This is a genomic window from Nicoliella sp. ESL1113, assembly GCF_058509245.1.
In genome coordinates, this window is sequence record NZ_CP196388.1 from 248,970 (window position 1) to 274,226 (window position 25,257).

Sequence of the window (25,257 nt, forward strand, 5' to 3'; positions counted from 1 at the left end):
TAAAAAATCGACGATAACAGCTAAAATGAGGACCATTCATTATATGAATGGTCCTCATTTTCAATTTGAACTATTAACCTGAGATTTGATCAAAGTTAAAGATACGAAGCCCCTCTTTATATCCCATTAGATAAGGTTCACTATGTTTAACCTTAAAAATCCGATTAATTAAGTCATGATTTTTAACACTAGCCTTGAACATCATTTGGGTAATGCTAGGTTGATGGCCCTTTAAGTTGGCAACTGAATCATCGATGGCTTGTCGATATCCATTGTTAAAATCAATTTCTAAAAAGTTACTATCCAAAACGAATCATTTCTCCTTTTATCACTCTAAAATATGCTTAACTATTATAACGCTAAAGCAAATAAATTGGGCCTGATTTATGGAAGTCGTGAAACAATATTGATGCTTGTTCCACATTGCCTATTAATATAAATTAGCTTAAAATGGTAATCATAAAGCTGATGCTAATTTGGAGATGATAATATGAGAAACGGTTTAAAAGACTTAGCTGCTGACAAGCGATATGAATTTGTTGGGAAATTTACCCGCTTGGGATATGCTGAAGAATATAATGACGAAGATGGTTATTACTACCAACCTACGATTTTATTTTTAGATGTTCATGATGATATGGGCAACTTTATCACTGATCATGCTTGGGTTCATTATACGGAACCGTTTATTAAATTGGATGAATTAAAAGATGGTGATTTAGTTGGGTTTACAGCTCAGGTCCATTCTTACAAGAAGGGGGCTGGCATTAATAAAATTACTGATTATGAATTGATCGAGATTCAAGATGTTGTTAGAAAAGGCAATTTTAACGAAAAACGAAATGCAGTGCCTAGTGAGAATAAGCCATTAGTAGGGTACGTTATGGAGCGTAACCGTGCTTTTTATGAAAAGGCCCAACGAAAAGTGGATGAAGAATATACCCAGGCTTACGATCAATGGTTACATCCAGATGATTATAGTAATGAAACGTCTTATTCTGATGATGATGATTCAGGATTAGATCCAGAACTGTTGGCTAAATTAAAGCAGTTTTCTGACGACAATTTAAAATAAATAATAAATTATAAATTATGTTTATTGTATTGGTAAAAATAAAAGGCAGCTCGTCAATTATGGGCTGCCTTTTATTTATTACTGCTTTTTAAATATTTGGAATCCCAAGATAATGATCATTAATACAGCGATCAATACACTAAAGAGTCCGATTCCAGGTTGAGATCCAGAAATTGGTGAAATTTGATTTAAGAATCCCATCACGATTGGTGATACTGCTGTCCCAACGTTACATCCGACTAATAGGATTGAGTTGGCTAGTGCGGTCGAATTTTTGGGAGCTACTTTATCCATCAAGTTAAAAACGTAAGTCCCAGCAAGTGGGTACGCACCACCGATAATGATTTCTCCAATCGTTAGTACGATTAAATTAGGAGCAAAATTCATGATGGACATTCCAACCGTAAACACTAACAAGCCCAGGGGTAATACAAATTTTTTAAAAATCTTGAAGAAGGTTCCAAATAAAAATCCCATCAACATGCTAGCAATCGTGAAGATCGTAATTACGAAACTCGCATCGGTAGCACTACCTAGTTTTCCATTAACAACGATCGTAGGGGTCATAACACTAACCGTTGCTAGTCCCATCGTCATGATTGCACAAAAGACTCCGGCAACGATTACAGCAAGGTTAACCTTTGAGCGTTGCTGTTGTCCATCTTTACCAACGGGTTCACCTGTTTCGATATTTGGCACAGCCTTCCAGAAGATTACCAGGATAATCAAAATAAAGAAGTATGCTAAGAATGACACTTGCCAACTGATGTTTAATAATTGGCCAACTAGTATATTGACGATACAAAGACCAATCGTTTCAAATGAGTTGCGATTACCAAGCATTTGAGCTTGTTCATTACCACTATAAAAGATATTGATGATCGTAATTGCTAACGAATTGATCATCCCAATTCCAATCCCAAAGATGATCCTAGATCCCAATATTAACCATAGGTTGGGGATGAACGCTGGGATGACACCAGAAATCCCCATCAATAAGATTCCAAGGCCAATCATTTTTTTAATCCCAAATCGTTTTGCTAGTGGTGCTGACATTAATAGCACTATGAACGCTGGAATTTGTTGAATTGTTGCAACCATGTTTACCAAGGTTGCAGGATAGTTTGAAAATGCTTTTTGCATCGCTGGAAGTGCTGGTGAAATTGCAGTTCCAGTCGTAATGACCAATGAAACCGCTAAAATTGCGAAACGGTGAAACCATGTTTTAGCGTTCCATTCTGAATTATTAGCCATTTTAATCCCTCCAATCAGATCTCTGTAATTCACAATTTTATTATATCACTTTTTAAGCAAAAGAAAACGCTTACATTGATTGACTCAGTTTTTCATTTTTTATCATGATATAATGGTTTTAAATTAATTGTCACGTGGGGGGAAGCGTATTGCGGGTAGATAAACAAGATGAAATTGCTAATTTTTGTTGTCGATTGGGGCGTACTTTGGTCGAAAGTGGTGCTGAAATTAATAGGGTCGAAACTACCGTTGAATTCATTGGCCATAAGGCTGGATTGCACGACTTAAGATGTTACGCAGAATTAGGTGTAATATTTGTTTACTATGAAAACGGTATCAAAAACCAAATTATGAAGATCAAGGGGCATGACTTTAATTTTCAAAAAGTTGATGAGATTAATAATCTATCACGTCAGTTTGTAGAGAATAAAATTACATATGATTATTTAAAAAATGATTATTACAGAATTAGAAATAAGGTAATTGACTTTACGATCACCCGTAAAATTTTAGCTGCCGGGTTAGTATCAGTGGCTCCATTACTACTATTTCATACTAATTGGGTTAACTTAGCGTTATCCTTTTTCGTTGGAATTATGGGTTATTTAACAACTAGGTTTATGTCAGGGAAATCAAAAACCCCTTACTTGGATGTGGCGTTTGGTGGTTTTGTAATTGGAATGTTGGCGATGCTCATTAGCATTTTAGTTCCTGGAACGAACGCTGATATGATTATCTTTAGTTCGTTAATGCCGATTGTGCCAGGGATTGCCCTGACAAACTCATTTAGAGAAATTATGGCTAAAAATATTTTATCTGGACTGATCCTTGGCATGGAAGCAACCATGATTGCAGTTTCGATTAGTGGTGGGGTAATCATTGGCAAGTTATTAATTAAATTTTTGATTGGTGGGATATAAAATGGTGCTGAGCGTTGAATTTCTATTTGCGTTTTTATCAACTTGGGGGTTTGGTGTAATCACTAATGTTCCCAAGCGAACCCTAATTGCTTCGGGCCTAGTCGGCGCAATGGCTTGGCTGGCGTATATTCTAGCAGATGGAATGGGTGCAAATGTAATTGTTGCCAACCTACTGCCAGGAATTGTCGTCGGTTTATTTGGGAATGTGGAATCAATGATTGTTAAAACGCCCGTTAACTTAGTCTTTGTGCCAGCTGTAATTTCATTGGTACCAGGTGCACTGTTTTACAAGAGCATGGAGCAACTGACCATAGGATTAAGTAAACTTGCAATGCAAGGACTTTTAAAAACGTTATTGATTGCAATTGCATTAGGAATTGGTTTTATTATTGGAGAAGTTTTATTTAAACTCTTAAAACCAACAATTAAGAAATTAATTATAAAAAATAAATAATTAATTTTTTGTTACATTAGTTTTTAATTAAAATTATAATTTACTTTTAATGTTAGCCGTAGTAAAATAACAGCAGGTTAAATAATTAATAATGCTAAAGATTGAACTCCTTTAATGATTAGTGAATATAACCTCTGTTGTTATTACATAATTATTTAATCTAAACGGGTACATCATCAATTTTTCCTCGAATAACACCCCCATTCCTTGCAGATGGGGGTGTTTTTAATTTTTAACTAATTTTATGCCACTGATTATAAAAATTAGTGGCATAAGCCACGATATAGAAATAATTGACCATTTTATTAGCTTATAAATTTACCTATAATATCCAGCATATCAACAAATAAGGGGATGATTATGTTGGATAAGGATCGTACGACGTTGGCAATGTTTTCATTATTGCTCGCTAATTTTATGGGTGGATTAGATGCAACGATTGTCAATACAGCAATTCCATCGATCACTAGTGATTTGAGTGCGATTCAATTAATCGGATGGATCAGTTCAGTATTTTTATTAGGCGTTGCTATAACAACCGTCCTATGGGGACGCTTAGGAGAAATCATCAATAATAAACGGGCTTTTCAAATCGCGGTATTATTGTTCATCTGCAGTTCGGGCTTAGCGGGGCTTGCTCCTAATATGCTAATATTGATCATCGCTAGAGCATTGATGGGGATCGGTACTGGTGGGATGGTTTCGATTCCATTTATTATCTATGCTGAAATATACCCTAAGCCAGCTGAGCGAGCACGGGCAGTTGGTTGGGTGACCGCATCTTATACGCTATCAACCGTTCTAGGTCCAATAATTGGGGGATTGATTGTTGACCATTTTTCGTGGCACTGGGTGTTTTTTATTAACTTACCGATTGGATTACTGTCTATCTTAATGTTACAGCTCACGTATCGAGTTAATGATTTTAAACCTACGAGTAGTCGTTTTGATTATCTGGGTGCGGGACTATTGTCGATAATATTGACTTTATTGCTATTTGCCAGTAGCTCGTTATCTAGCCATTTTCAAATTACTGTGATTTTAATAGTAATTACGGTTGGGATATCAGTTATTTTTTATCACGTGGAAAAGAGCATTGATGATGCTTTAGTACCGATTCAGTTATTAAAAAATTGGCCGATCCAGTCACAAAACATCATCATGTTCTTGATCAACGGATACTTTATTGGCTTTAGCGTTTACGCCCCGATGTGGTCGCAAGGATTATTGGGCACTAATGCTACTTATGGGGGATTAACTCAAATTGCTGGTTCGATCTTATTGTTATTAGGGACTAGGCTTACGGCACACTTAATGAAACGCATTCAATATCGGACCATTGTGGGAGTAGGGATATCTAGCGTTTGTGTATCGTCATTGACAATGTTTTTAGCGACACAAAATACTCCATACTTTTGGTTATTGATTAGCGGAGCCTTCAATGGACTTGGGATGGGCCTATCGTTTACCCCTATGCAAATTTCAATTCAAGATGGAGTTGCTAAGCAGTTAGTGGGGGTGTCAACAACATTTGGATTATTAATCCGTACCCTAGGTGAAACTTTTATGGCAGCAATTTTTGGTGCGGTGTTTAGCATCAGGATTTCACAACAGACTAATTATCAATATCCATTGAAAATGGTAACAGCGTTAACTGATTTTAAAACTGCACAGTCATTGCCTTACCAACTAGTGCCGCATTTAAAGAGAATGCTTTTCAATGGGATCCACCTAGTGATGTTTATGGGGCTAGTCCTTTCATTAATTGCAATCGTTTTAAATTGCATTAGAACCTTACCGCAAAACACAAGCAAATAACTTTAGGGAGATTTTAATATGGAAATGAATATTCAAGAAATCAATGATCGTTTAGAGTTAAAACAACTAGTTGATCTATTTTCGAACTATGCAGATACTAAAGAAAATGAAAAACAGGTTCAATTGTTCACTTCTGATGGTGAAGTCAATATTATTAATAATGGCAAAGTGGTCTTTAAACTAAAGGGGCGCAAAGCAATTTATGATGCGTTCTCTAAATCCATGGAAGAGTATGAAACTGTTTTTCACATGAGTGGCCAACAAACGATTACTTTTATTGATGAAATGCATGCTGAGGGGATTGCTTATAATTACGTCTTTTTAGAAAATGCTCAATCTAAGGTACAAGAAGGCGTTCGATATGAGGATCGCTACGTCAAAGTGGATGTTAAATGGTTGATTGAAAAACGTGATTCTCATTTTATCTGGCATAAATCGAACAATATAATTGAAGCATCCAACTATTTAAAAATAGGGGGATGCTTTTTATTAACGTTTCAATCAATTTAATTTAATTTTAATAATAGTTAATCGTTAAAATTAAAAAGAAATGCTTCTTTAGCACTTATAAAGCCTTTAATATAACATTTTAAAATTTATTGAAATAATTTGGTTAAATTTAATGAAATCATTTTATTATTATTTTATAATTAAATTAAAATTAAATTAAAAAAGTGAGGAGAGGTGGTTAAATGGCTGAGCATTTTATTTATGACTATGTCAAGAACCATATAAGAAATTTTTTTGATTACATAAGATTTAGTGGTACTTCTGTACAAAATAGGAAAATGACAATGATGTCAGCTTGTTATCATCTTATTGAAGGGAGGAGTGATGCTAAATGAAGGGATTAGTAACCGGTTTTAACCCATTTGATAAACATCCTAATAATCCATCTTTGGATATTTTATATTCACTCCCTGATCGACTAGATGAAGCTGAAATTGTTAAATTAGCATTACCAACTGAGTTTCAAACCAGCAGTTTAATGCTTGCTGATTCGATCGAACAACATCATCCCGATTTCGTTTTAAACATTGGTCAGGCTGACGGTCGAATTGGCATTACTCCAGAATTAGTGGCTGTTAATGTTGATAATGCGGGCATTCCCGATAACAATGGCTACCAGCCAATTACAAGATCGATTCATCATGATGGTGAAGATGAATACTTTAGTAATATCCCAATTAAAACAATCGTTAGAAATATTCGTGATATTGGGATTGATAGTAAAATTTCTACCTCAGCTGGAAATTTCGTTTGTAACCACGTCATGTATGAGGTTCAATACTTAATGCGCAAAAGATACCCCACTATGAAGGCCGGCTTTATTCATGTTCCATCTAATTATTCCGATAATGATGATGTGCCAACCATGGCGTTGGATGATGAAGTAGATGGCATCAAGATTGCGCTACTTACAATTATTCATCACTTGGATGATAATATTGTACTAGATCATCCTTATGAATATTAAGTGATTTCAGTTTATATTAGTGATAAAGCTGATATAATTAAAGGGTAGATTAGTAACATAATTTTAAGGGATGATGAAAATGTTAAGAGCCAAAATTTCACATTTAGCAATTTTATTAGCAATCGCTGCTGGCACGACGATTTACTTTCAAGGAACTGATAACGTAAATGCTGATATGAATCAAAAGCAAGTTAATCTCATCCAAGCCCGTCGTCATCATAAATATGCACCTCAAAACAACGGTTCACATTCAGGAAGCGAGTTCGATCGCTTTAAACAAGTGCGATTGGCCAAAGCAAAGGATGACTTTATACATGCTAAACATGATTTGCAAAATGCTAAAAATAAAAAACAACTAATGACAGCAAAGCTTAATTACAATCATGCTAAGCAAAAATTGTTTAATGCAAATCACAAATAAACCGCATGTGATGTTTTAATTGGATTCAAACAAAAAATAAGGGGTTGATCTGAAATTAATCAGATCAACCCCTTATTTTATTTGAAATGTTTATACTTAAAGTATCGATAGCCCAATTTCATTCCAAAAATTCGCTTGGCAGTTCCGGTATGGTTGGCCAAAAAGATATATATCAATAGGAATGTGATTCCATAAATGGCTAAATAAATGAAACTGCTTAATCGATTGACTGGCTGAAACACTTGCTGGAAGGTGAAGTAATAACCACTCATGATGATGATTAAAAATGAATTGGTGTACAAAATAGGGACTAGTGAGCCTAATTTTACGCCATATAGATGGTTTAACTTAAAGTAGCCGAGTGCAACGATTGCTAAAAAGGCAGCATCAGTTGCGATGATTGCTCCATTTGCACCAAATAATTTAAGCAGTGGGAACTGTAAGGCTAGTTTGATAAAAATTCCCACTGACATGTACATGACCGCTTTTTTACTAGCATGGAGTGCCTGCATTAGCGTTAATACGTTAACGGCAAGGCCTAAAAAGATGCTTTGAATAATATTTTGGACGAGATAATAAGTTCCAACCTGGTCGTGAGTGAATAGAACAGTATAAACGGGACCAGCAGCGAATCCGCTAATAATAACAATTGGCATTAAAAAGAATAGTAGCAATTTATAGTTCTCTAATAATAACTTATTGATTTGGGACCATTCTTTTTTGGCATGTAGTTCTGAAAACAATGGCAAACTAGTTTCAGAAACCGATGTGACCAGTGAAATAATAATCGTAGTGATTTTACTAGGGTTAGCCGATGAGACAGTATAAAGATAGTTAACGTAATCAGAAGCCATGTGATTAACGTTGATCAAGACCTGCTTGAAGAATACTTGATCGATTAATTGGCTAATTGTAATACATGATCCGACTAACACGAATGGAATTGATGCGTACCATAATCCTAAAATAGTTGATACAACATTGTTGAGGGTTTCTGGTTTACTATTATCCATCTGTTTTTGATAGATTGATTTTTTATGATTGCCGTACAGCAGTAAGTATAAGTAGCTGATAATGGAACCAATAAATGCACCGAAGACGCTCAGGTAAACGGCAACGATATAGTTATGATGAAGCACTTTGATAACGATAAAGGTTGAAATGATAATGAATAAGACCCGTGATAATTGTTCCCAAAGCTGTGAGATTCCGTATGGTTTCATATCACTATGCCCTTGAAACCATCCCCTCATCATGCTCATTGAAGGCAGAATAACGATGGCTGGAACTAACATTCGAATTGAAATGATTGCTTGATGGATTGATTTTACAGGACTATTTTGAGCAATTAATGGTGCTAAAATGTACAAAACGAGTCCACATATAATTCCAGCGATAATCATTATTATAAATGCTAATTTAGTGACGTATGCACTATCTAGATATCGATTTCTAGAGTTTAACGATGAAACACGTCTAGCGATTACTGAGGGGAGTCCAGCAGTTCCAACCGCGATTAGTAATGCATATGGTGTATATGAAGCATTGAACACTGCTTGCGCATTTAACTGATCACTGTAGCTACCAATCATTATTAACCATGGAATTAGATAGACGATCCCTAACACCCTGGAGAAAATACTACCAAAAGACAGCCAAAATGATCCCGATAACATCTTTTTATTCAAAAAAATCCCTCGAGTTCTAAATATTTATTGTTTAGTTGAATTGATCGTTGCTAATAAGCGTTGAGCTCAATTCCAATGGATATATTACCACATGGTTATTGAACCCACAAACAACGCTTAATTATACACTATTTTTGAATTTGTTTAATAAGCTAATCTAATCCGGTTTTAAAATTTAAATTAAACTACGTTGTTTTTTGTTATGTATTAAATATGTTACTAGCGTATAATAATATTTGATACATTATGGTTTTTACATAATAAAATTATTCCAATTTTGGTTTATTTTATGTATTTTGATTCAGAAAATTAGGGAGTGATTAATTTGCCTTATAATAAATATCGTTTTAATAAAGTAAATGATAAAAAAGCATTAAAGAAAGTGAAAAGGCAATGGGTCGTAGTTTCAGTGTCAATGCTTGCTGCTCTAGGGGGAGCAACGATTGCTGAAAAAGCAGTGACGGTTAATGCCGACACCAATCCTTCTATTAATAATGATAACAGTGGAAGTAGTTCTGCTGATAAGCAATCAGGGGGCGCTTCCGCTAGCTCAACTGGAAGTAGCGTAACTAGTGATAGCACGAATAGTTCTACGGTTAGCAGTGCTAGCGGTTCCAATAGTGGTTCTACCAATGGGAGTAGTTCCTCATCAACCACTAGTTCGAACTCGTCTGCGAACGCTAGTGCTAGTGGAACCAGTAATACTAGCAGTGCTAGTGGCAGTGCTTCAACAGGTAGTAATAATTCAAACACCAGCAATTCTTCTGGCAGTTTCGTAAGTCAGGTTAACAGTGCTATCGATAGTGCTAATTCCAGTATTGCGGCTTCTTCTGCCAGCGCTGATCCTGTAGTTGTAAGTGCACAGTCTCAATTGGATACGGTCATTTCACAAGGGAGTGCCGTTAATTCGCAAACTAGTGCGGTTTCTGCAATGTTTAGCTCCGTGGCTGTTGCTATGAGTTATGCCAATTCTAATAGTGCCTCGATTGATTCCTATTCTGCGATGAGTAGTAATGCAGCTGTATTGAGCTCCGCATATAGTTTAATGCAAAGCTACCAATCTAATGCAAATACGACCAATAGTTCAGCTACCAATTACAAGTACAAAGTGCTGACTAGTTATGCGGTTAGTGCCTATGCTGGTGAATTGACGAACGTTTCGAGTGCTAACGCTTCGAACCTATCGCTAGCAACCGTGCTCTACAATAGTGCCAGTGCCGCTGTGATCGCAATCAACAGTGAATATTCGGCCACTTCGAGCAACTATGCTAACGCTACTTCCGCCGGTTTGAATGCGCAGGGGACCACCAACACGACGGTCAACGTTACCACGGCCCAAGCATTTAATGATGCAGTGATGAACCCGAACGTCTACCATATTAACGTTTTAAATGACATCGACTTACACCAGGCCCAAGGGGTGACCGATGCGGTCCAAACTCGTCAGGTGACTAAGAACGATAACACCAAGGACTTTGTGATCAACGGGTTAAAGGCCGACGGAACCTGGGCCAACATCGACTACGGTGGGGTCGACTACAGTCCGATGAACACGCGGACGATCACGTTGATGAACCAAAACATGTACGGGACCTCCCAATACGGGATCATTACCGACCATTTGGGTTCTGGAAAACCACTGACCACCGATACCTACATTAATAACGTAACCTACACAGGACCACAAATGATTCAAGCCAATAACTTGAACGCCTACATTCAAAATAACGTGACCGTTAATAGTGTGCCAAGCTTTACCGTTTCAGGGATTCCTAGCGATACGGCGACCCACTATGCCGACGTTACCAACAGTCGGAACCTTGAAGTTATTTCGATGACCGTGATGAGCGGGGCGACCTACAACGGTTATACCAATAATGGGACCGTAATTGAATTACAGGGCCAGTTCAACGTCCAAAAGGGTGCCACGGTTAATTTGAACCCGAACGGGGATGCCAGTACCTACTTTGGGCAATCCGCAGCAGCTCCTTCAATCAAGCATGGTTCACAAAGTGTCAGAGCACAAGGGCTATACGCTAAGGGGACCGCTGTGATCAACGGGACTGTCAACATCAACACCGGGAACATGCAGACTGGGAGTTCCAGTAATACCGGGAACAGTAGCTGGGGGACCAGTGCCCTCTACCTAGCCTCTGGTGCCAACATGGTTGTCGATGGTGGGTCCGTCAACGTCTCGATCAACAGTAAACCAGCCGCCTACCCAGTTGATATCGAAGGGAACCTGGATGTTAAGAACAGCGGTCAGTTCAACGTGTTAGGGAAAAACATGACCGACTACCAAAACATCGTTACCTATATTGGTGGTACCGTGACATCCGAAACGAACGGATTATTGCAATCCACGATCAACAACGTTACCGGAACCGGGAATCCATACGTTCTCCAATTGGGTTCGAACGCTACCTTGAACGTTGTAAACGGTGGGAATCTGATCCTGTCATCGGATGGGACCAGCAACCCGACGCTATTGTACACCCAAGGGACTGTTAACATTAATACCCCAGGGCAGGACGTTGTCTTTGATCTAGACACCACCCATTCGGATCCCGCCCAAAAGCAAAGTGCGGGGATTATTTCCAACGCTAACTTCAACGCCTATGCGGTTAGTGTGGATAACAACGGGAATGCGCAGGGAGCCTACTACGCAGTTAAGATTCCAGCCAGTGGGAACATCCTGTATTACAACGCCCAGGACAAGGCTTTTGAAAATCTGCCAAGTAACGGTGTCAATGGCTCGACTTCAATTACCAATTCCAAGTACCTGTCGTTTACGGCATCGCCAACCGCCAACTTCATTAGTCCACTGAACGTCCAAAAGGTGGTTAACGGGGATGGAACCGACGTTAATGAATACGAAATTTCTGGAACCCTCTCTTTGACGGGGGTCAATAACATCCCTGAATCCTTGAAGAATAAGCCAGTCTACATGAGTGTGGTCGTCAACGGCCACCAACTTCTAATTGACAACAACGGCCAGGGAGTCGTTGATGATCCTAAGACTGATGTCGATGGGGATGGTAATAAATACACTAATACGCTTCCGGTGAGCTACGTGAACGGACAGTTAGTGACCTCAATGCCATTTAGCTATCGGGTTCCCGCCAGTTGGTTGAACGATTTTAAGGCGGCCACCAGCAGCACGAATGCGATCGTTAACTCGTTGTCTGTTACTGCGCACTACTTCGTTTCAACGATCGATAGTGAACTCTATGAAGATAAGAATGGGAATACCTACACCAGTAGTAACATCATTAACCCAACAACCGGTCCGTTCAACGTTTCTAATACCCAGATCTATTCTGGCAGTATCAAGAACCACGCAATTACTGATCCACTCTACCTAATTAACCAACCAGCAATTGATCAAGCCAATGCTTCTTCATTGCAGGCTTCTTCAGCTGGCAGCAGTATGACCGCCTTTGCTAGCTCGAACGGCAGTGCGATTAGCTCGACTGCGATCAACAACTCTAGTTACGCCGTTAAGGCTGCTAGTGCCGCTAGTGCGACGAACGTTAGTTACACCAGTGTGGTCAGTCAATCAAGTGCCATGCAATCGTTGGCCTCACAGGGATATCCATCTGCAGTTGCAATGCAATCATCAATGGCTAGTGCCGTTAGTGCAATGACGATTAATAGTTCGAATGCTTCTGAGTACAACTCCCAAGCCCAAGTCGCCACTAGCTTAGCAACTTCTGCTAATAGTGACTACATTGTTCAATCGAACAACGTCAGCAGCTACGCTAGTTTGGCATCTTCATACGCCAACAACGTTACCTCAAATAACAACGCCGAAGCCAAGTTGAGCAACTTCGGCCCATCCGATAGTGATGCCTCCAGTGCCTCTTACTATGCTTCTTTAGCGAGCGCTGCAGTCTCATCCGCCAGTGCTGATTATTCTAACTTCAGCAGTGCCGTTAGTGCTGCTGCCCAACTGACCGATAGCGCCGTTAATGCTTCGAACGCGGCTGCGAAGTTTGCCAGTGCTGCCAACAGCATCTACAGCGATGGGGTTGACAATGCAAACAGCAAGGCCAGCTCAGCCGTTTCAGGGGCTCAAAGTGCCGCCGACAGCATTAGTAGTTTATCAAGTAGCGTGAGTGCTAACGTCAGCAATGCCGATTCAGTAGCCTCTAAGGCCCAATCAGAAGCCAACGCCGTTAGTGCTGCCCAACAATCTGGAAATAGTGCTTCGGCTGCCATTAGTAGTGTTGCCAGCCTTTATCCCAACGATTCGCAAATTAACAGCGATCAATCGGTTGCCAGTGCTGCTAATAGTGCCTTGAACAGTGCCCAATCGGCAGGTTCAGTTGCTAATTCGGTAGCTCAGTCTGCCAAAAACGATGCTGATAATGCGGCTTCTAATTATTCAACCGCTAGTCAAGCAGCTAGCCAGGCGATTGCCAGTGCGCAGAGCGCCTCCGTGCTTGCTTCTAGTTATGAATCCGCTGGTAACTTTAATAAGGCTTCTTCCGCCGCTTCCGATGCAGCAGTGGCGAATTCCGCTGCTCAAAACGCGGTCTCCAGTGCTAATGCGGCCAGTCAGGTGGCTTCTAGCGCCTATAATTCTGCGCAAAGTGATGAATCCAGTGTGGCTGCAGCAAGCAGTGCTGCAGCTAGTGCACTATCCAGCGTCGCCAGTGCCAACAGCAATGCGTCCGCTAGAGCAGCTTCACTTGCTAACTCGACTGCCAGTGCTGCCGATAGTAATGCCACTAGTGCCAATAGCAAGACTAATTCGTTGACGAGCGATTCTGCTAACCCATCCAACGTTGCATCGTTAACTAGTCAGACCAACGATGCAGCATCTGGGGCTTCTGCTAGTGATAGCGCCGCTGCCAGTGCCGCTAAGGAAGCTTCCGATGCCAACGCCCAGGTCAAGTCGATGGCATCTGCTAACCCGAACAACTCAACCGTTCAAAGTGCTGCATCTGGAGTAGCGAGCGCCAACTCAGTGGCCCAATCCGCTGCTTCTGATGCCGACTCTGCCAACACGGCCGCCCAATCCGCCAGCAACGATGCAAGTAGTGCAAGTGTGACCGCCTCAGCAGCTGCTAGTGTGGCCAATTCTGCCGCTAGTGCAGCCAAGAGTGCTTCAACTGCTGCTAGTCAAGCCGCTGCTAGCGGTGATCCCGTGGCGGCTTCTAGCGCAGCTAGTGCTGCCAGTGCTGCGGCTAATAGCGCCCAATCTGCCATCAGCAATGCCTCAGTTGCCCAGTCTAATGCCGTGATTGCATCCAATACTGCTTCCGCTGCTTCTGCCAAGGCATCTTCGGCTGCCAGCAATGCTGTTTCAGCTAATAACACCGTTCAAAGTGCAGAAAGCACTGCTAATAGTGCCATCGGTGGTGCTTCCAGCTATGCCAACGAGGCCAAGGCTCAAGCATCTTCTGCTGCTAATACCACCAATAATGCGCAACAGACCGCTAGCAGTGTTGCTGTGTTGAGCAGTTCTGCTAAGTACTCTTCAGAAGCCAGTGCAGCTTCCAGTACTGCTAGTCAAACAATGAGTTCGGTCGCATCAGCAAGTAGTGCCATCAATAGTTTAATCAATTCCAATCCATCTAACGCTAGTGTCCAAAGTGCCGCCAGCGTGGTTAATAGCGCCAGTGTCATTGCCAGTTCTGCTTCGATCGATGCGTCCGTTGCATCCAGCGTTGCTAATTCGGCTTCATCCGCAGCCAGCGCTGCTGCTCAATCCGCTGCTGATGCTGCCAATTCAGCAGCTGTGCAATCTAGTGTTGCCAATGCCGCTGCTAGTGCTGCAATTAGTTATGCTGCTAATGGTGATGTGAGTGCTGCATCATCTGCTGCCACAGCTGCTAAGTCGGCTGCGAGCCTTGCTAGTTCAGCCAATGATGTGGTCCAATCCGCTAATTCGAATGCTCAAGCAGCGACTGATAGTGGAAACGCCGCAGCTGCTAAGGCTTCCAGTGCGCAATCAACGATCGCTAATGTCGCCTCCGTTGCTTCTTCCGCCATTGCTGCTGTCAGCAACAGCGTCAACGATGGGGCTGATTACAACCATGAAGCCAGTTCCGCTAGTTCTGCTGCCTCGAGTGCTTCCGCTGCAATTAGTGGAACCTCTGCTGACGTTAATTCATCGATTGTTAGTGCTACCTCCTATGCTTCTGCAATTGCTGATGACGTAAGTAGTGCCAATAACTTTGCTTCAGGTGCCAGTTCGTTGAACAGCGATGCCCAATCAATTGCCGCTTTACATCCAAACGATTCTGCCATTGTTAGTCAAGCGCAGGTTGCTAGTTCTGCCAACTCGGTTGCTAATAGTGCTGCCAGTCAAGCAGTTAGTGCGCAATCAGCTGCTGAGACTGCAAAATCACAAGTAGTAAGCAATGCTAGTATTGTTGCCAGTGCGAGCGTTATTGCTAGCTCCGCCGCCAGCACTGCTGCTAGTGCTTCTGCAGCAGCATCTAATGCGGTGGCCAGTGGGAACAACTCGGTGGCCCATTCCTATGCCGACCAGGCATCCAGTGCTGCTGAAGTTGCTAAGTCAGCACAATCAGACGCAAACAATGCTGATCAAGCTGCGAGCCTAGCCAACAGCACCGCTGCCAGTGCTAACGCTACTGCTTCTCATGCTAGTTCGGTCGCTTCTAGTGCCAACCGTGCTGTTGCTAACGCTGATGCAGCAATTAATGGCAAGGCCGGAAGCCAATACGCTAGCGATGCTGATAATGATTACAGTGATGCCAGTAAGGCAGCTTCAGTCGCCAACGAAGCTGCGAGTGGAGCGAGCGGTGCTCAATCTGCTGCTAACGATGCGGCTAAGTATTCAACCGCCGCCAGTCAAGCTTCTGATGCGATTAACCAATCAATGGGTTCGCTCTCTTCAGCTAATAGTCAGGTGGCTAGTTTGAGTTCTGAGAACCCAAGTGATTCTGTCATCAACAGTGCGGTTAGTGCAGTTGCTAGTGACACATCAGTTGCTAATTCGGCCTCATCCGCTGCTAAACAGGCATCCAGTGCCGCTTCTGTTGCAAAGGATGCCGCCGATAGTGCCGCTAGTTCCGCTAATTCTGCTGCTAGCAATGCGAATACACAGGCATCGATTGCATCGCAATACGATAGCATTGCCAACAGCGCTGCCAATTCTAACGATCCATCGGGAGCTAGTTCGGCCGAATCTATTGCCTCCAATGCTGCTGATCAAGCTTCTAGTGACAGTAGCGTTGCCCAATCAGCCTCAAGTACCGCCAACCTATATGCTAAGGCCGCTTCCGTTGCTGCTTCGCAGGCTTCGTCTGCACAGGTAGTGGCTTCCAGTGCCATTGCTGATGCTAGTAAAGTCGCTTCAAAAGCGACCGAGGCCGTTTTAGCTGGTGATTATAATAGTGTTGCTAGTTCCGCCAGTTCGGTTGCCAGCAGCGCATCTGCTGCCGTAAGTTCTGATTCAGCAGTGGTTGCTCCAATCGTTTCCAGTGCGCAAAGTGCTGCTAACACTGCTACTGCTAACCAATCCGCTGCTAACACTGCAGTCAGTTCTGCCAATTCCGCCAGCACAGCAGCCAGCGTAATCGCATCATACTATCCAGATGATTCATCGATTGCCAGTGCGGTTAAGAATGCTTCAACGGCGACCCAAAGTGTTGCATCTGTTGCCCAACAAGTGACTAGTGCTAGTTCAGCTGTCGTTTCTGCAAAGAGTCGGGTTGACAGCAACGCTGCTAAGATTAGCAGCGCTTCTGTCATTGCTAATTCCGCTTCAATTGTTGCGTCAGCTGATTCTGTAGCTGCCTCCAGCGCCGTTGCCGGTGGTGATCGTGCTGCTGCAAAGTCATATGCCGAACAGGCATCCAGTGCCGCTTCAGTTGCCAAGAGTGCTCAATCTGATGCTGATGCTGCTACTAGCGATGCTAGTCAGGCTAAACAAGATGTTGATAGCGCTGCTAATCAAGGAGCTAGTGCTACTTCTGCCGTACAATCACTTGCTAGTCAAGCTGCTAGTGCGACCAGCGTTGCTAATTCGCTGGCTAGTGAACATGGAAGTAACCCAGCCCTCCCAGGAAACATTGCAGCACAAAGCGCAAAAGTGGCTGCTTCTTCCGCTGCCAGCCTAGCTGATTCGATTGCGAGTGCCAATGGAGCAAACTCCAATGCTGCAGATAAATACGCTAGCGTTGCCAGTGCCGCTAGTTCAGGAGCAAATAGTTCCACCAGTGCAGTTAGTTCTGCTACCAATGCAGTCAACAGCTATGCTTCGTCATACCCAGATAATTCCGTTGTGGCTAGCGCTGCTAATACGATTAGCTCCGCTAGTTCCGCTGCTCAGTCTGCATCTAATGATGCATCCAGTGCTAATAGTGTTGCTGCTAGCGCTAAGTCGGTTGCTTCATCAGCCGCCAACGAAGTGGAAAAGCAACGCTCAACTGCTGAACAAGACTCATATACTGCATCCAGTGCCGCAAGTGCCGCCTCATCTGCATATGTAGCGGGGAATAGTACTGCTGGGGATGCCTATGTGAAACAAGCAGTTGCTGCTGCTTCTGATGCTAGTGTCGCGGTTAGTCAAGCCAATTCTGCTAGTGATGTTGCCAGTTCCGCAGTTAACGATGCTGCCAGCGCCGCCAGAAGTGCGGTGAATGCATCCAGCGTTGCCAGTGCAGCAAATGATGCTGCTAATGCGGCTTTGAATTCTGCGCAATCAGCAGTTACTAGTAGTGGTTCAGATCTTGTTGCACCGACGATTTCAGCCGCTAGCACAGCCGATAGTTACGCTAAGGTAGCTAGTGCTGATAACTCGGGAGCCGCTCAATCAACCAGCTTCGCTAGTTCTGCTAGCGGAACCGTTAATAGTCTAGCGTCCGCCCATCCAGATAACTCGGTTGTGGTGAGTGCTTCTGCAACGACTAGTACTGCTGCTTCGATCGCTAGTTCTGCTAATTCAGTTGCATCTAGTGCCAATAGTGCTGCGATAAACGCCAAATCGGTTGCTGACTCAGCTTCAAGTGATGTGGTGGAACAAAGTAAAAATGCCTCTGCGGCTCTTTCCAATGCAGCAATTGCCAAGAGTGCTGCTTCATCAGCATACGCTGCTGGTGATCCACAATCGGGTGATCGATTCAATAGTCAAGCTTCTAATGCATTAAACACGGCTAGTTCTGCTGCTAGTCAAGCAATTAACGATTCGAACGCAGCTAGTTCAGCCGTAACGAGCGCATCCGCTGCTGCGGATTCAGCTAGCTCGGCTTCAGTTGTGGCTAGTTTTGCCGCTGAAGCTGCTAAGGATGCCTTAAATGCTGCTCAATCTCAATATCCAGGGATGAATAGTGAAGCTTCAATGGCCGTTTCTAACGCTAAGGCTGCTTTATCTGTTGCTACTAGCACCGCTAGTGGAGCATTATCGGACGTAAGCAGTGCCGATAGTTATGCTAAAATTGCTAGTTCCGCCAGCGTTGGTGCTGGTAGTTCTAAGAGTACCGCAAGCTCTGCTAACGATGTGGTGAATAGCTATGTTTCAGCATATCCAAATAACGCAGTCGTTGTGAGTGCGGCTTCTACTACTAGTGTTGCCTCATCGATCGCAAGCTCTGCTAATTCAGTTGCGGCTAGTGCTAAGAGTGCTGCAACTAGTGCCAAGAGTACGGTTGATTCAATTGCAAGTGATGCTGCTAGTCAAAGCGCAATTGCAAGTAGTGCTGCTTCAGTTGTTAATAGTGCCTCCAGTGCTGCTGCATCTGCTTATGCGAATGGCAACCCTACCGCTGGTGATAGCTATAGTCATCAAGCGACTGCAGCTGCTAGTGAAGCCAGTGTCGCTGCTAATAATGCCTCCGCTGATTCTAGTGCTGCTAATTCGGCCGTTTCGGTCGCATCAGATGCTGCTTCCACTGCGACTTCGGCTTCGGTTGTTGCTAGTTTTGCTGCCGATGCTGCAAAGGCGGCATTGAATTCTGCAGCAGCTGCTCTTCCAGTTACGGATAGCGAAGCTTCTGTTGCTAAGTCTACTGCCGATTCTGCTTCTGTCGTTACCAGTAGCGCTAATAGCGTTGCCATTGCTAACGCTAGTGCTGCTGACAGTTATGCTAAAATTGCCAGTGATGATAATTCAGGAGCAGGTATTTCAACCAGTGTCGTTAATTCACTTAATAGCAAGGCGGTAAGTTACGCTGCTAAGGATCCAGCTAATTCAGTCGTTGCCAGTGCTGCTTCTGTGATTAGTGCTGCTAATTCAGTTGCTAGTGTTGCAAATGTATCTGCCAATAGTGCTCATCAAATGGCTGCAAGTGCAAAATCTATTGCTGATTCTGCAGCTAGTGATGCTGCTAGCCAAAGTGCAGTTGCAAGTAGTGCCGCTTCATTAGCTAATGTGGTTTCTAGTGCTGCTACTTCCGCATACGCTGCTGGTAATCAACAAGAAGGTGACAGTTATAGTCGTCAAGCAGCTAGTGTAGCAGCTGATGCTAGTTCAGCTGCCGCTCAAGCATCCCAAGACGCCAGTGCCACCAGTTCTGCAGTTGTATTAGCATCCAGTGCCGCTGGAGTTGCTAGTTCTGCATCGACAGTGGCAAGTAGTGCTGCTAATAACGCTATTGCGGCAATCAGTGATGCTGAATCAGCATTGCCAGTTACGAATAGCGAAGCTTCAGTTGCAAACTCTAATGCAACGGTTTCTTCATCGGTTGCTGGGAGTGTCGATGCTGCTACGCTTTCAGCAGCAAGTAATGCCGATAGCTATGCTAAGGTTGCGAGCGTTGCTAACTCAGGGGCTGGTAGTTCTACTAGCGTTGCTAGTGATGCTAATCGCCAGGTTAATAGCTATGCTGCTCAGTATCCAGATAATTCCGTGGTGGCAAGTGCTGTATCCACCACTAGTGTTGCGCATTCAATTGCAGACTCAGCTAATCACGTGGCTGACAGCGCTAACAGTGCTGCGGCTAATGCCAAGTCCGTTGCTGACTCGGTTGCAAGTGATGCCAATCGGCAAAGTGTGATCGCAAGTAATGCTGCTTCATTAGCAGGGGTTAATTCCACGGCTGCTGCATCTGCTTACGATGCCGGGAACTCATCAGCTGGAGACAGCTATAGCCGCCAAGCATCGTCTGCTGCCGATGATGCTAGCGTTGCCGCTTCTAAGGCGGCCGATGATTCACTAGTTGCTAGCTCTGCCGTTCAAGTAGCTTCGAATGCTGCATCCAGTGCAACTTCTGCTTCCGTGGTTGCTAGCTTTGCTGCGAACGCTGCTGAGGCGGCTTTAAGTGCCGCCGCTTCAGCACTTCCTGTTACGAATAGTGAGGCTTCAATTGCTAAATCACATGCTGATTCAGCTTCTGCCACGACTACCAGCATCGCTAGCGGAGCAGTTTCTGCTGCAAGTAATGCGACTAGTTATGCTGATAATGCTAAGCGTTCGAATGCTAGTGCCGATAGTTCCACTAGTACTGCTAGTTCTGCTAATAATACAATTAATAGTTATGCTTCCCAATATCCAGATAATTCAGCAGTGGCGAGTGCGGTGCCAGTAATTAGTTCTGCTAATAGCGTGGCCAAATCTGCTAATGCAGTCGCATCGAGTGCTAATAGTGTTGCTAATAGCGCAAAATCCGTTGCCGATTCAGCTTCAAACGATGTGGTAACCCAAAGCTTAGTTGCAAGTAGTGCGGCTTCGGTTGCTCGTATTGCGTCCAGTGCTGCATCCAATGCTTACTCTAGTAATGATGCACAGGCAGGAAGTAGCTATAGTCGTCAAGCATCCGCTGCTGCCGATGATGCTAAGTCCGCAGTTGATCAAGCCGCTAAAGATTCAGCCCTTGCTAGCTCTGCGGTTACGGCAGCTGCGAGTGCTGCTGGTGATGCTAGTTCTGCATCTAGCATTGCTAGTTCAGCAGCATCGGTTGCTAAGTCAGCATTGGATTCTGCAGCCTCATCATTACCAGTGATCAGTAATGCTGCTTCGATTGCAAAGTCTAATGCCGATATCGCTTCTTCTGCAGTGGCTAGCGTTGCTAACGTCACGAATGCGAATGCCAATAGCGCTGATAGTTATGCTAAGGTCGCTAGTGGTGATAATTCTGGCGCATCGAGCTCTACTAGTGTTGTTAGTGCAGCGAATGGAATCGTTAATAGTTACGCCTCCGTATATCCTGATAATTCTGTTGTTGCTAGCGCCGCTACCACGATTAGTGTTGCTAGTTCAACGGCTGATTCTGCAAGTACGGTAGCATCCAGTGCCAATAGCGTTGCCGCTAGTGCTAAAGCTGATGCTGATTCTGCAGCTAGTGATGTTTCATTGCAAAGTTCAGTGGCTAGTTCCGCTGCTTCTTTAGCAACAGTTGCATCGAGTGCGGCTTCATTTGCTTATGTTACTGGAAACTCGTCAGCTGGAGATAGCTATAGTCGTAAGGCTTCATCTGCTGCAGCAGATGCCAGCTCTGCAGTCGTTCAGGCTAACAAGGACTTTAGTGTTGCTAATTCCGCAACAATCGTGGCATCAAATGCTGCTCAATCAGCCACGAGTGCATCTGGGATCGCTAGTTCTGCTGCATCCGTTGCGAACGATGCATTAAAAGATGCGATTTCCGCATTACCAACTAATAATAGTACGGCAGCTGTTGCGCAATCGAATGCTGCTTCTAACGCTTCCGTTGTTGCTGGTCTAGTTGCTCCAATTACCTCTAATGCAAGTAATGCTGATAGTTATGCAAAAACTGCTAGCGTTGCTAGTTCCGGTGCTGATGCTTCTACCAGTGCAGTTAGTGTCGCTAATGGAAGTGTGAATAGTTATGCTTCTGAATATCCTAATAATTCAGTGGTGGCTAGTGCGTCTTTGACGATCAGTTCTGCTAGCTCCGTTGCTAAATCCGCCAGTGCAATTGCTTTTAGTGCCAATAGCGTTGCTATGGGAGCTAAGGATGCTGCTGATTCTGCTGCTAGCGATGTTAATAGTCAAAATGCGATTGCTAGTGCTGCTGCTTCTAAAGCCACTAGTGCATCCAGTGCTGCATCATCTGCCTATGCTGCGGGTGATTCACAGGCTGGTGATAGTTATAGTCGCCAGGCATCAACGGCTGCTGATGATGCCAGCGCAGCTGCGGTTCAAGCAGCGAATGATTCTAGCGTTGCTAGTTCAGCGGTCAATGCGGCATCGAATGCTGCTCAATCAGCCACAAGTGCATCAATCGTAGCCAGTTCTGCAGCTGCGGTTGCTAATGGAGCCTTGAGTTCAGCAGCTGCTTCACTTCCTGGTAACAATAGTGCTGCTTCCGCTGCTGAATCGGCAGCTAGTGCAACTACAGGGGTTGCTAATGCGACAATATCAAACGCAAGTAATGCTGATAGCTATGCGAAGGTTGCTAGCGTTGCCAATAGTGGAGCTGCAAGTGCTACTAGCGTTGCAAATAATGATAATAGTCAATTAAGTAGTTATGCAACGCAATTCCCAGCTAACTCAGCAGTTGCCAGTGCGTCATCGGTTGTTAGTTCAGCCACTACGGTTGCGAACGTAGCTAATTCAGCTGCATCCAGCGCGAACGACACTGCAGCATCAGCTAAGTCAAATGCTGATTCTGCTGCCAGTGATGCGGTCAGTCAAAGTGCAATTGCATCCAGTGCTGCTTCCATTGCTAACAGCGCTTCCATAGCTGCTGCTTCAGCATATGCAAATAGTAATTCTCAATCTGGTGATAGTTATAGTCACCAAGCTGTTAGTGCTGCCAGTGTTGCTAACGCTGCCTTAGCAAGTGCAACCAGCGACTCGAACGTTGCTAGTTCAGCGGTGTCAGTTGCTTCCAGTGCTGCATTCGTTGCCACAAGTGCATCGGTCGTTGCTAGTTCTGCTGCCAACACTGCTAACTCAGCAGTTGCTAACATTTCAAATGCAACTAACTTTAATAGTGCTGCTTCCATTGCTACCAGTGGTGGAGTTGCTGCTGCGAGTGCCGCTTCCCAATTCGTTAGTCTAGCGAGTTCATCAACGAATCAAATTGCTACGATTGCTTCTCAAGCATCAACAGCTAACGGGCAAGCTAGTGCAGCTGCCTCTGCAGCTCCTGGGAATCCATTTGTTCAATCAGCTGCTGCGCTTGCATCGAGCGCCAATGTGATTGCTAGTTCAGCTTACGCAGGGGCTGTCAGTGCAACTACTAAGGGGCAGTCTGCTAACCAAGTTGCATCCAGTGCCGCTAGTACCGCTGCTTCAGCAAGTACTGCAGTGGTGAGTGCCGCTGTTGTAGCTAGCGTGCAAGCATCGGTTGCAAATAGCTTTGCAAACAACGGCAATTCAGCAGCCTTTAGCAGCGCTAATGCGTTGGTTAATAGTGCTAATCAAGTTGCCAGTTCAAATGCGGTAGTTGCACAAAGCGCTTCTGTTGTTGCTGCTAGTGCCAATGCGGTCGCTTCACTTGCTTACGTTAGTGCTGCTAGTTACTTTGCAGTTGCTCAATCAGCTGCACAAACGGTGATTGCTGCCAATTCTGCTGCACAATCAGCAGCCACTGTTAGTGCTGGTGCTGGCTATATCGTAAATCCTACTACGAGTAGTCAAGCTATCTTGGCATCATCATATGCTAGCCAAGCAGCTTCTAATAACACCGTTGTTAATAGTGCAACATCATTAATTATTAGCAATAATAATCAGGCTGCTTACTACTCATCCGTCGCAAGTTCAAGCACTTCACAGGCATCACAAGCGGCTATAACTGCTTATAGTGTTGCTTCTGTTGTTGCTAATGTATATGCAAGTAATGCCAATGCCACTAATAATAGTTATGCGACCCAAGTTAGTTCTGCTACGGTTACAATTGGATCTGCATCTGCTGATGCAATTATGGCAAATAGCGTGGCAGCTAGTGCTTATGCTGCCGCAAGCGTTGCTTCAAGTGCTGCTAATAGTGCCTACGCAGTGGCCAGTGCAGCGAACGTGACTGCTAGTGCTGCATATCAATCTGCATCGGCAGCCTATGCCCGTGGCGATATAGCCGCGGGAGATAGCTACACTTCAGTTGCTGGTTCCGCTGCTAGCGTTGTTTCAGTTGCTGATGGTCAAATTACTTCTGCTAACGCTGCTGCTAGTTTGGCAACATCACAAGCTAGTTCGGCAGCTAATCGGGCCGCCAGTGATTATCAAATAATGATTTTAGCAGCTCGGATCGTCTTTTCTGCAGCCAGTGCTGCCGGAGTAGCAACGCCTGACATTGATCAAATTGGCGGAAGTGGTAATTCTGGATTGATCAATCCAGATGGAACTGCTGCTTCTGGGACCACCGTAGGGAACATTGATAATTACCAACGCGGGTTGGATGATGCTACCGATGGTTATAAGAGTGATCCAATCTACACTAATGATCCTACTTATACGGGGGCCTTTGATGGTTATTCTGACGCATACAATGGGCAGAGTGCCAAAACTGACTTTACTGGGAAGTCAGCTCTTTACCAATCTGATTATGCAAGAGCATATGATGCTGGTAGAACGGCTTACTTACGGGATGTTGCTAGTGGTAAGAAAGCTGCTGATAAGAAGGCTTATGCTGTGGAATCTTTGGATGGACAATCAGCTGGTTATAAGTATGGATATGTGACCGAATTCAACAACAAGTTGAAAAAACATCCACTATATGTATATAACAATCGGGCGCTTTATCTATATGACAGCAAGAACTTTTATGCTGCGGATCGAATCAAGAAGTATAATAAGACCATTCAAAGAAACATTAGTGAATTTAAGATTAATCGAATCGCTGTATCAAGCAGTGGTTTAGTTCGTTACTATGTTAAGAGTCATTTAACTAATAATGTTAAGCATGGTTATCTTACTGCTAAGAGTGGCTATTTAGTCAATGCTTACTATCAAACCGCTGATTATAATGCTGCTGGTGAAAAGGTGGTTAAGGTTTTGAATCCACTTGGTGCCCGTGCTCATAGTACTAAGACTTTCAATGCTGATAAGGGTAAGTATTACAAGCCTGGAGCAGAGATTAGAGTTAAGCGAGTTGTGAAATATAAAGGATTAACTAGATTCTATATTGGAAATGGTAAATATATTACTAGTAACAAGAAACTTGTTAAGTTTATTTAATTAAATAAAGTCAAAAAAACGTCACTTGATGGAGTGGCGTTTTTTTGTTCTATAAATCGATTTTTAAAATTTAATCATGTATAATTACTAATGAATGGG

11 protein-coding genes are annotated in these 25,257 nt (G+C 43.4%); 8 read left to right on the forward strand and 3 right to left on the reverse strand.

Annotated elements, in window-relative coordinates; all coding sequences use genetic code 11:
* Positions 1–73 precede the first annotated feature (73 nt).
* Positions 74–307, reverse strand: a complete 234-nt coding sequence (locus ACSYTJ_RS07925) for a hypothetical protein (RefSeq protein ID WP_491717545.1) — start codon at positions 305–307, stop codon at positions 74–76.
* Positions 308–490: 183 nt separating this feature from the next.
* Here ACSYTJ_RS07925 and ACSYTJ_RS07930 point away from each other — a divergent pair, with 183 nt between their 5' ends.
* Positions 491–1,075 (forward strand): hypothetical protein, encoded by a 585-nt coding sequence (locus ACSYTJ_RS07930; protein WP_491720288.1) that lies wholly within the window; start codon positions 491–493, stop codon positions 1,073–1,075.
* A 78-nt stretch (positions 1,076–1,153) separates the two neighbouring features.
* On the opposite strand, the gene ACSYTJ_RS07935 is transcribed toward ACSYTJ_RS07930, so the two are convergent.
* On the reverse strand, positions 1,154–2,329 hold the full coding sequence (locus ACSYTJ_RS07935; RefSeq protein WP_491720289.1) for an MFS transporter: 1,176 nt from the start codon (positions 2,327–2,329) through the stop codon (positions 1,154–1,156).
* A gap of 149 nt (positions 2,330–2,478) precedes the next feature.
* On the opposite strand from ACSYTJ_RS07935, the gene ACSYTJ_RS07940 reads away from it, so the two are divergent.
* From ACSYTJ_RS07940 to ACSYTJ_RS07965, 6 genes are all read left to right on the forward strand, one after another.
* Positions 2,479–3,249, forward strand: coding sequence for a threonine/serine exporter family protein (locus tag ACSYTJ_RS07940; RefSeq protein WP_491717542.1), 771 nt, complete (start codon positions 2,479–2,481; stop codon positions 3,247–3,249).
* A gap of 1 nt (position 3,250) precedes the next feature.
* Positions 3,251–3,703 (forward strand): threonine/serine exporter family protein, encoded by a 453-nt coding sequence (locus ACSYTJ_RS07945; protein ID WP_491720290.1) that lies wholly within the window; start codon positions 3,251–3,253, stop codon positions 3,701–3,703.
* A gap of 360 nt (positions 3,704–4,063) precedes the next feature.
* Positions 4,064–5,521: an MFS transporter gene (locus tag ACSYTJ_RS07950; RefSeq protein ID WP_491720291.1), complete on the forward strand. Its 1,458-nt coding sequence runs from the start codon at positions 4,064–4,066 to the stop codon at positions 5,519–5,521.
* 18 nt (positions 5,522–5,539) lie between these two features.
* Positions 5,540–6,031: a nuclear transport factor 2 family protein gene (locus ACSYTJ_RS07955; protein ID WP_491720292.1), complete on the forward strand. Its 492-nt coding sequence runs from the start codon at positions 5,540–5,542 to the stop codon at positions 6,029–6,031.
* 331 nt (positions 6,032–6,362) lie between these two features.
* Positions 6,363–6,998 carry a pyroglutamyl-peptidase I gene (locus tag ACSYTJ_RS07960; RefSeq protein WP_491720293.1) on the forward strand — a complete coding sequence of 212 codons (636 nt, stop codon included), beginning with the start codon at positions 6,363–6,365 and terminating at the stop codon, positions 6,996–6,998.
* A 79-nt stretch (positions 6,999–7,077) separates the two neighbouring features.
* On the forward strand, positions 7,078–7,419 hold the full coding sequence (locus ACSYTJ_RS07965; protein ID WP_491720294.1) for a hypothetical protein: 342 nt from the start codon (positions 7,078–7,080) through the stop codon (positions 7,417–7,419).
* A gap of 77 nt (positions 7,420–7,496) precedes the next feature.
* Here ACSYTJ_RS07965 and ACSYTJ_RS07970 read toward each other — a convergent pair whose 3' ends face one another.
* Complete coding sequence (locus ACSYTJ_RS07970; protein WP_491720295.1) at positions 7,497–9,107, reverse strand: oligosaccharide flippase family protein; 1,611 nt, start codon at positions 9,105–9,107, stop codon at positions 7,497–7,499.
* A 325-nt stretch (positions 9,108–9,432) separates the two neighbouring features.
* Here ACSYTJ_RS07970 and ACSYTJ_RS07975 point away from each other — a divergent pair, with 325 nt between their 5' ends.
* Positions 9,433–25,158 (forward strand): DUF5776 domain-containing protein, encoded by a 15,726-nt coding sequence (locus ACSYTJ_RS07975; RefSeq protein ID WP_491720296.1) that lies wholly within the window; start codon positions 9,433–9,435, stop codon positions 25,156–25,158.
* Positions 25,159–25,257 lie beyond the last annotated feature (99 nt).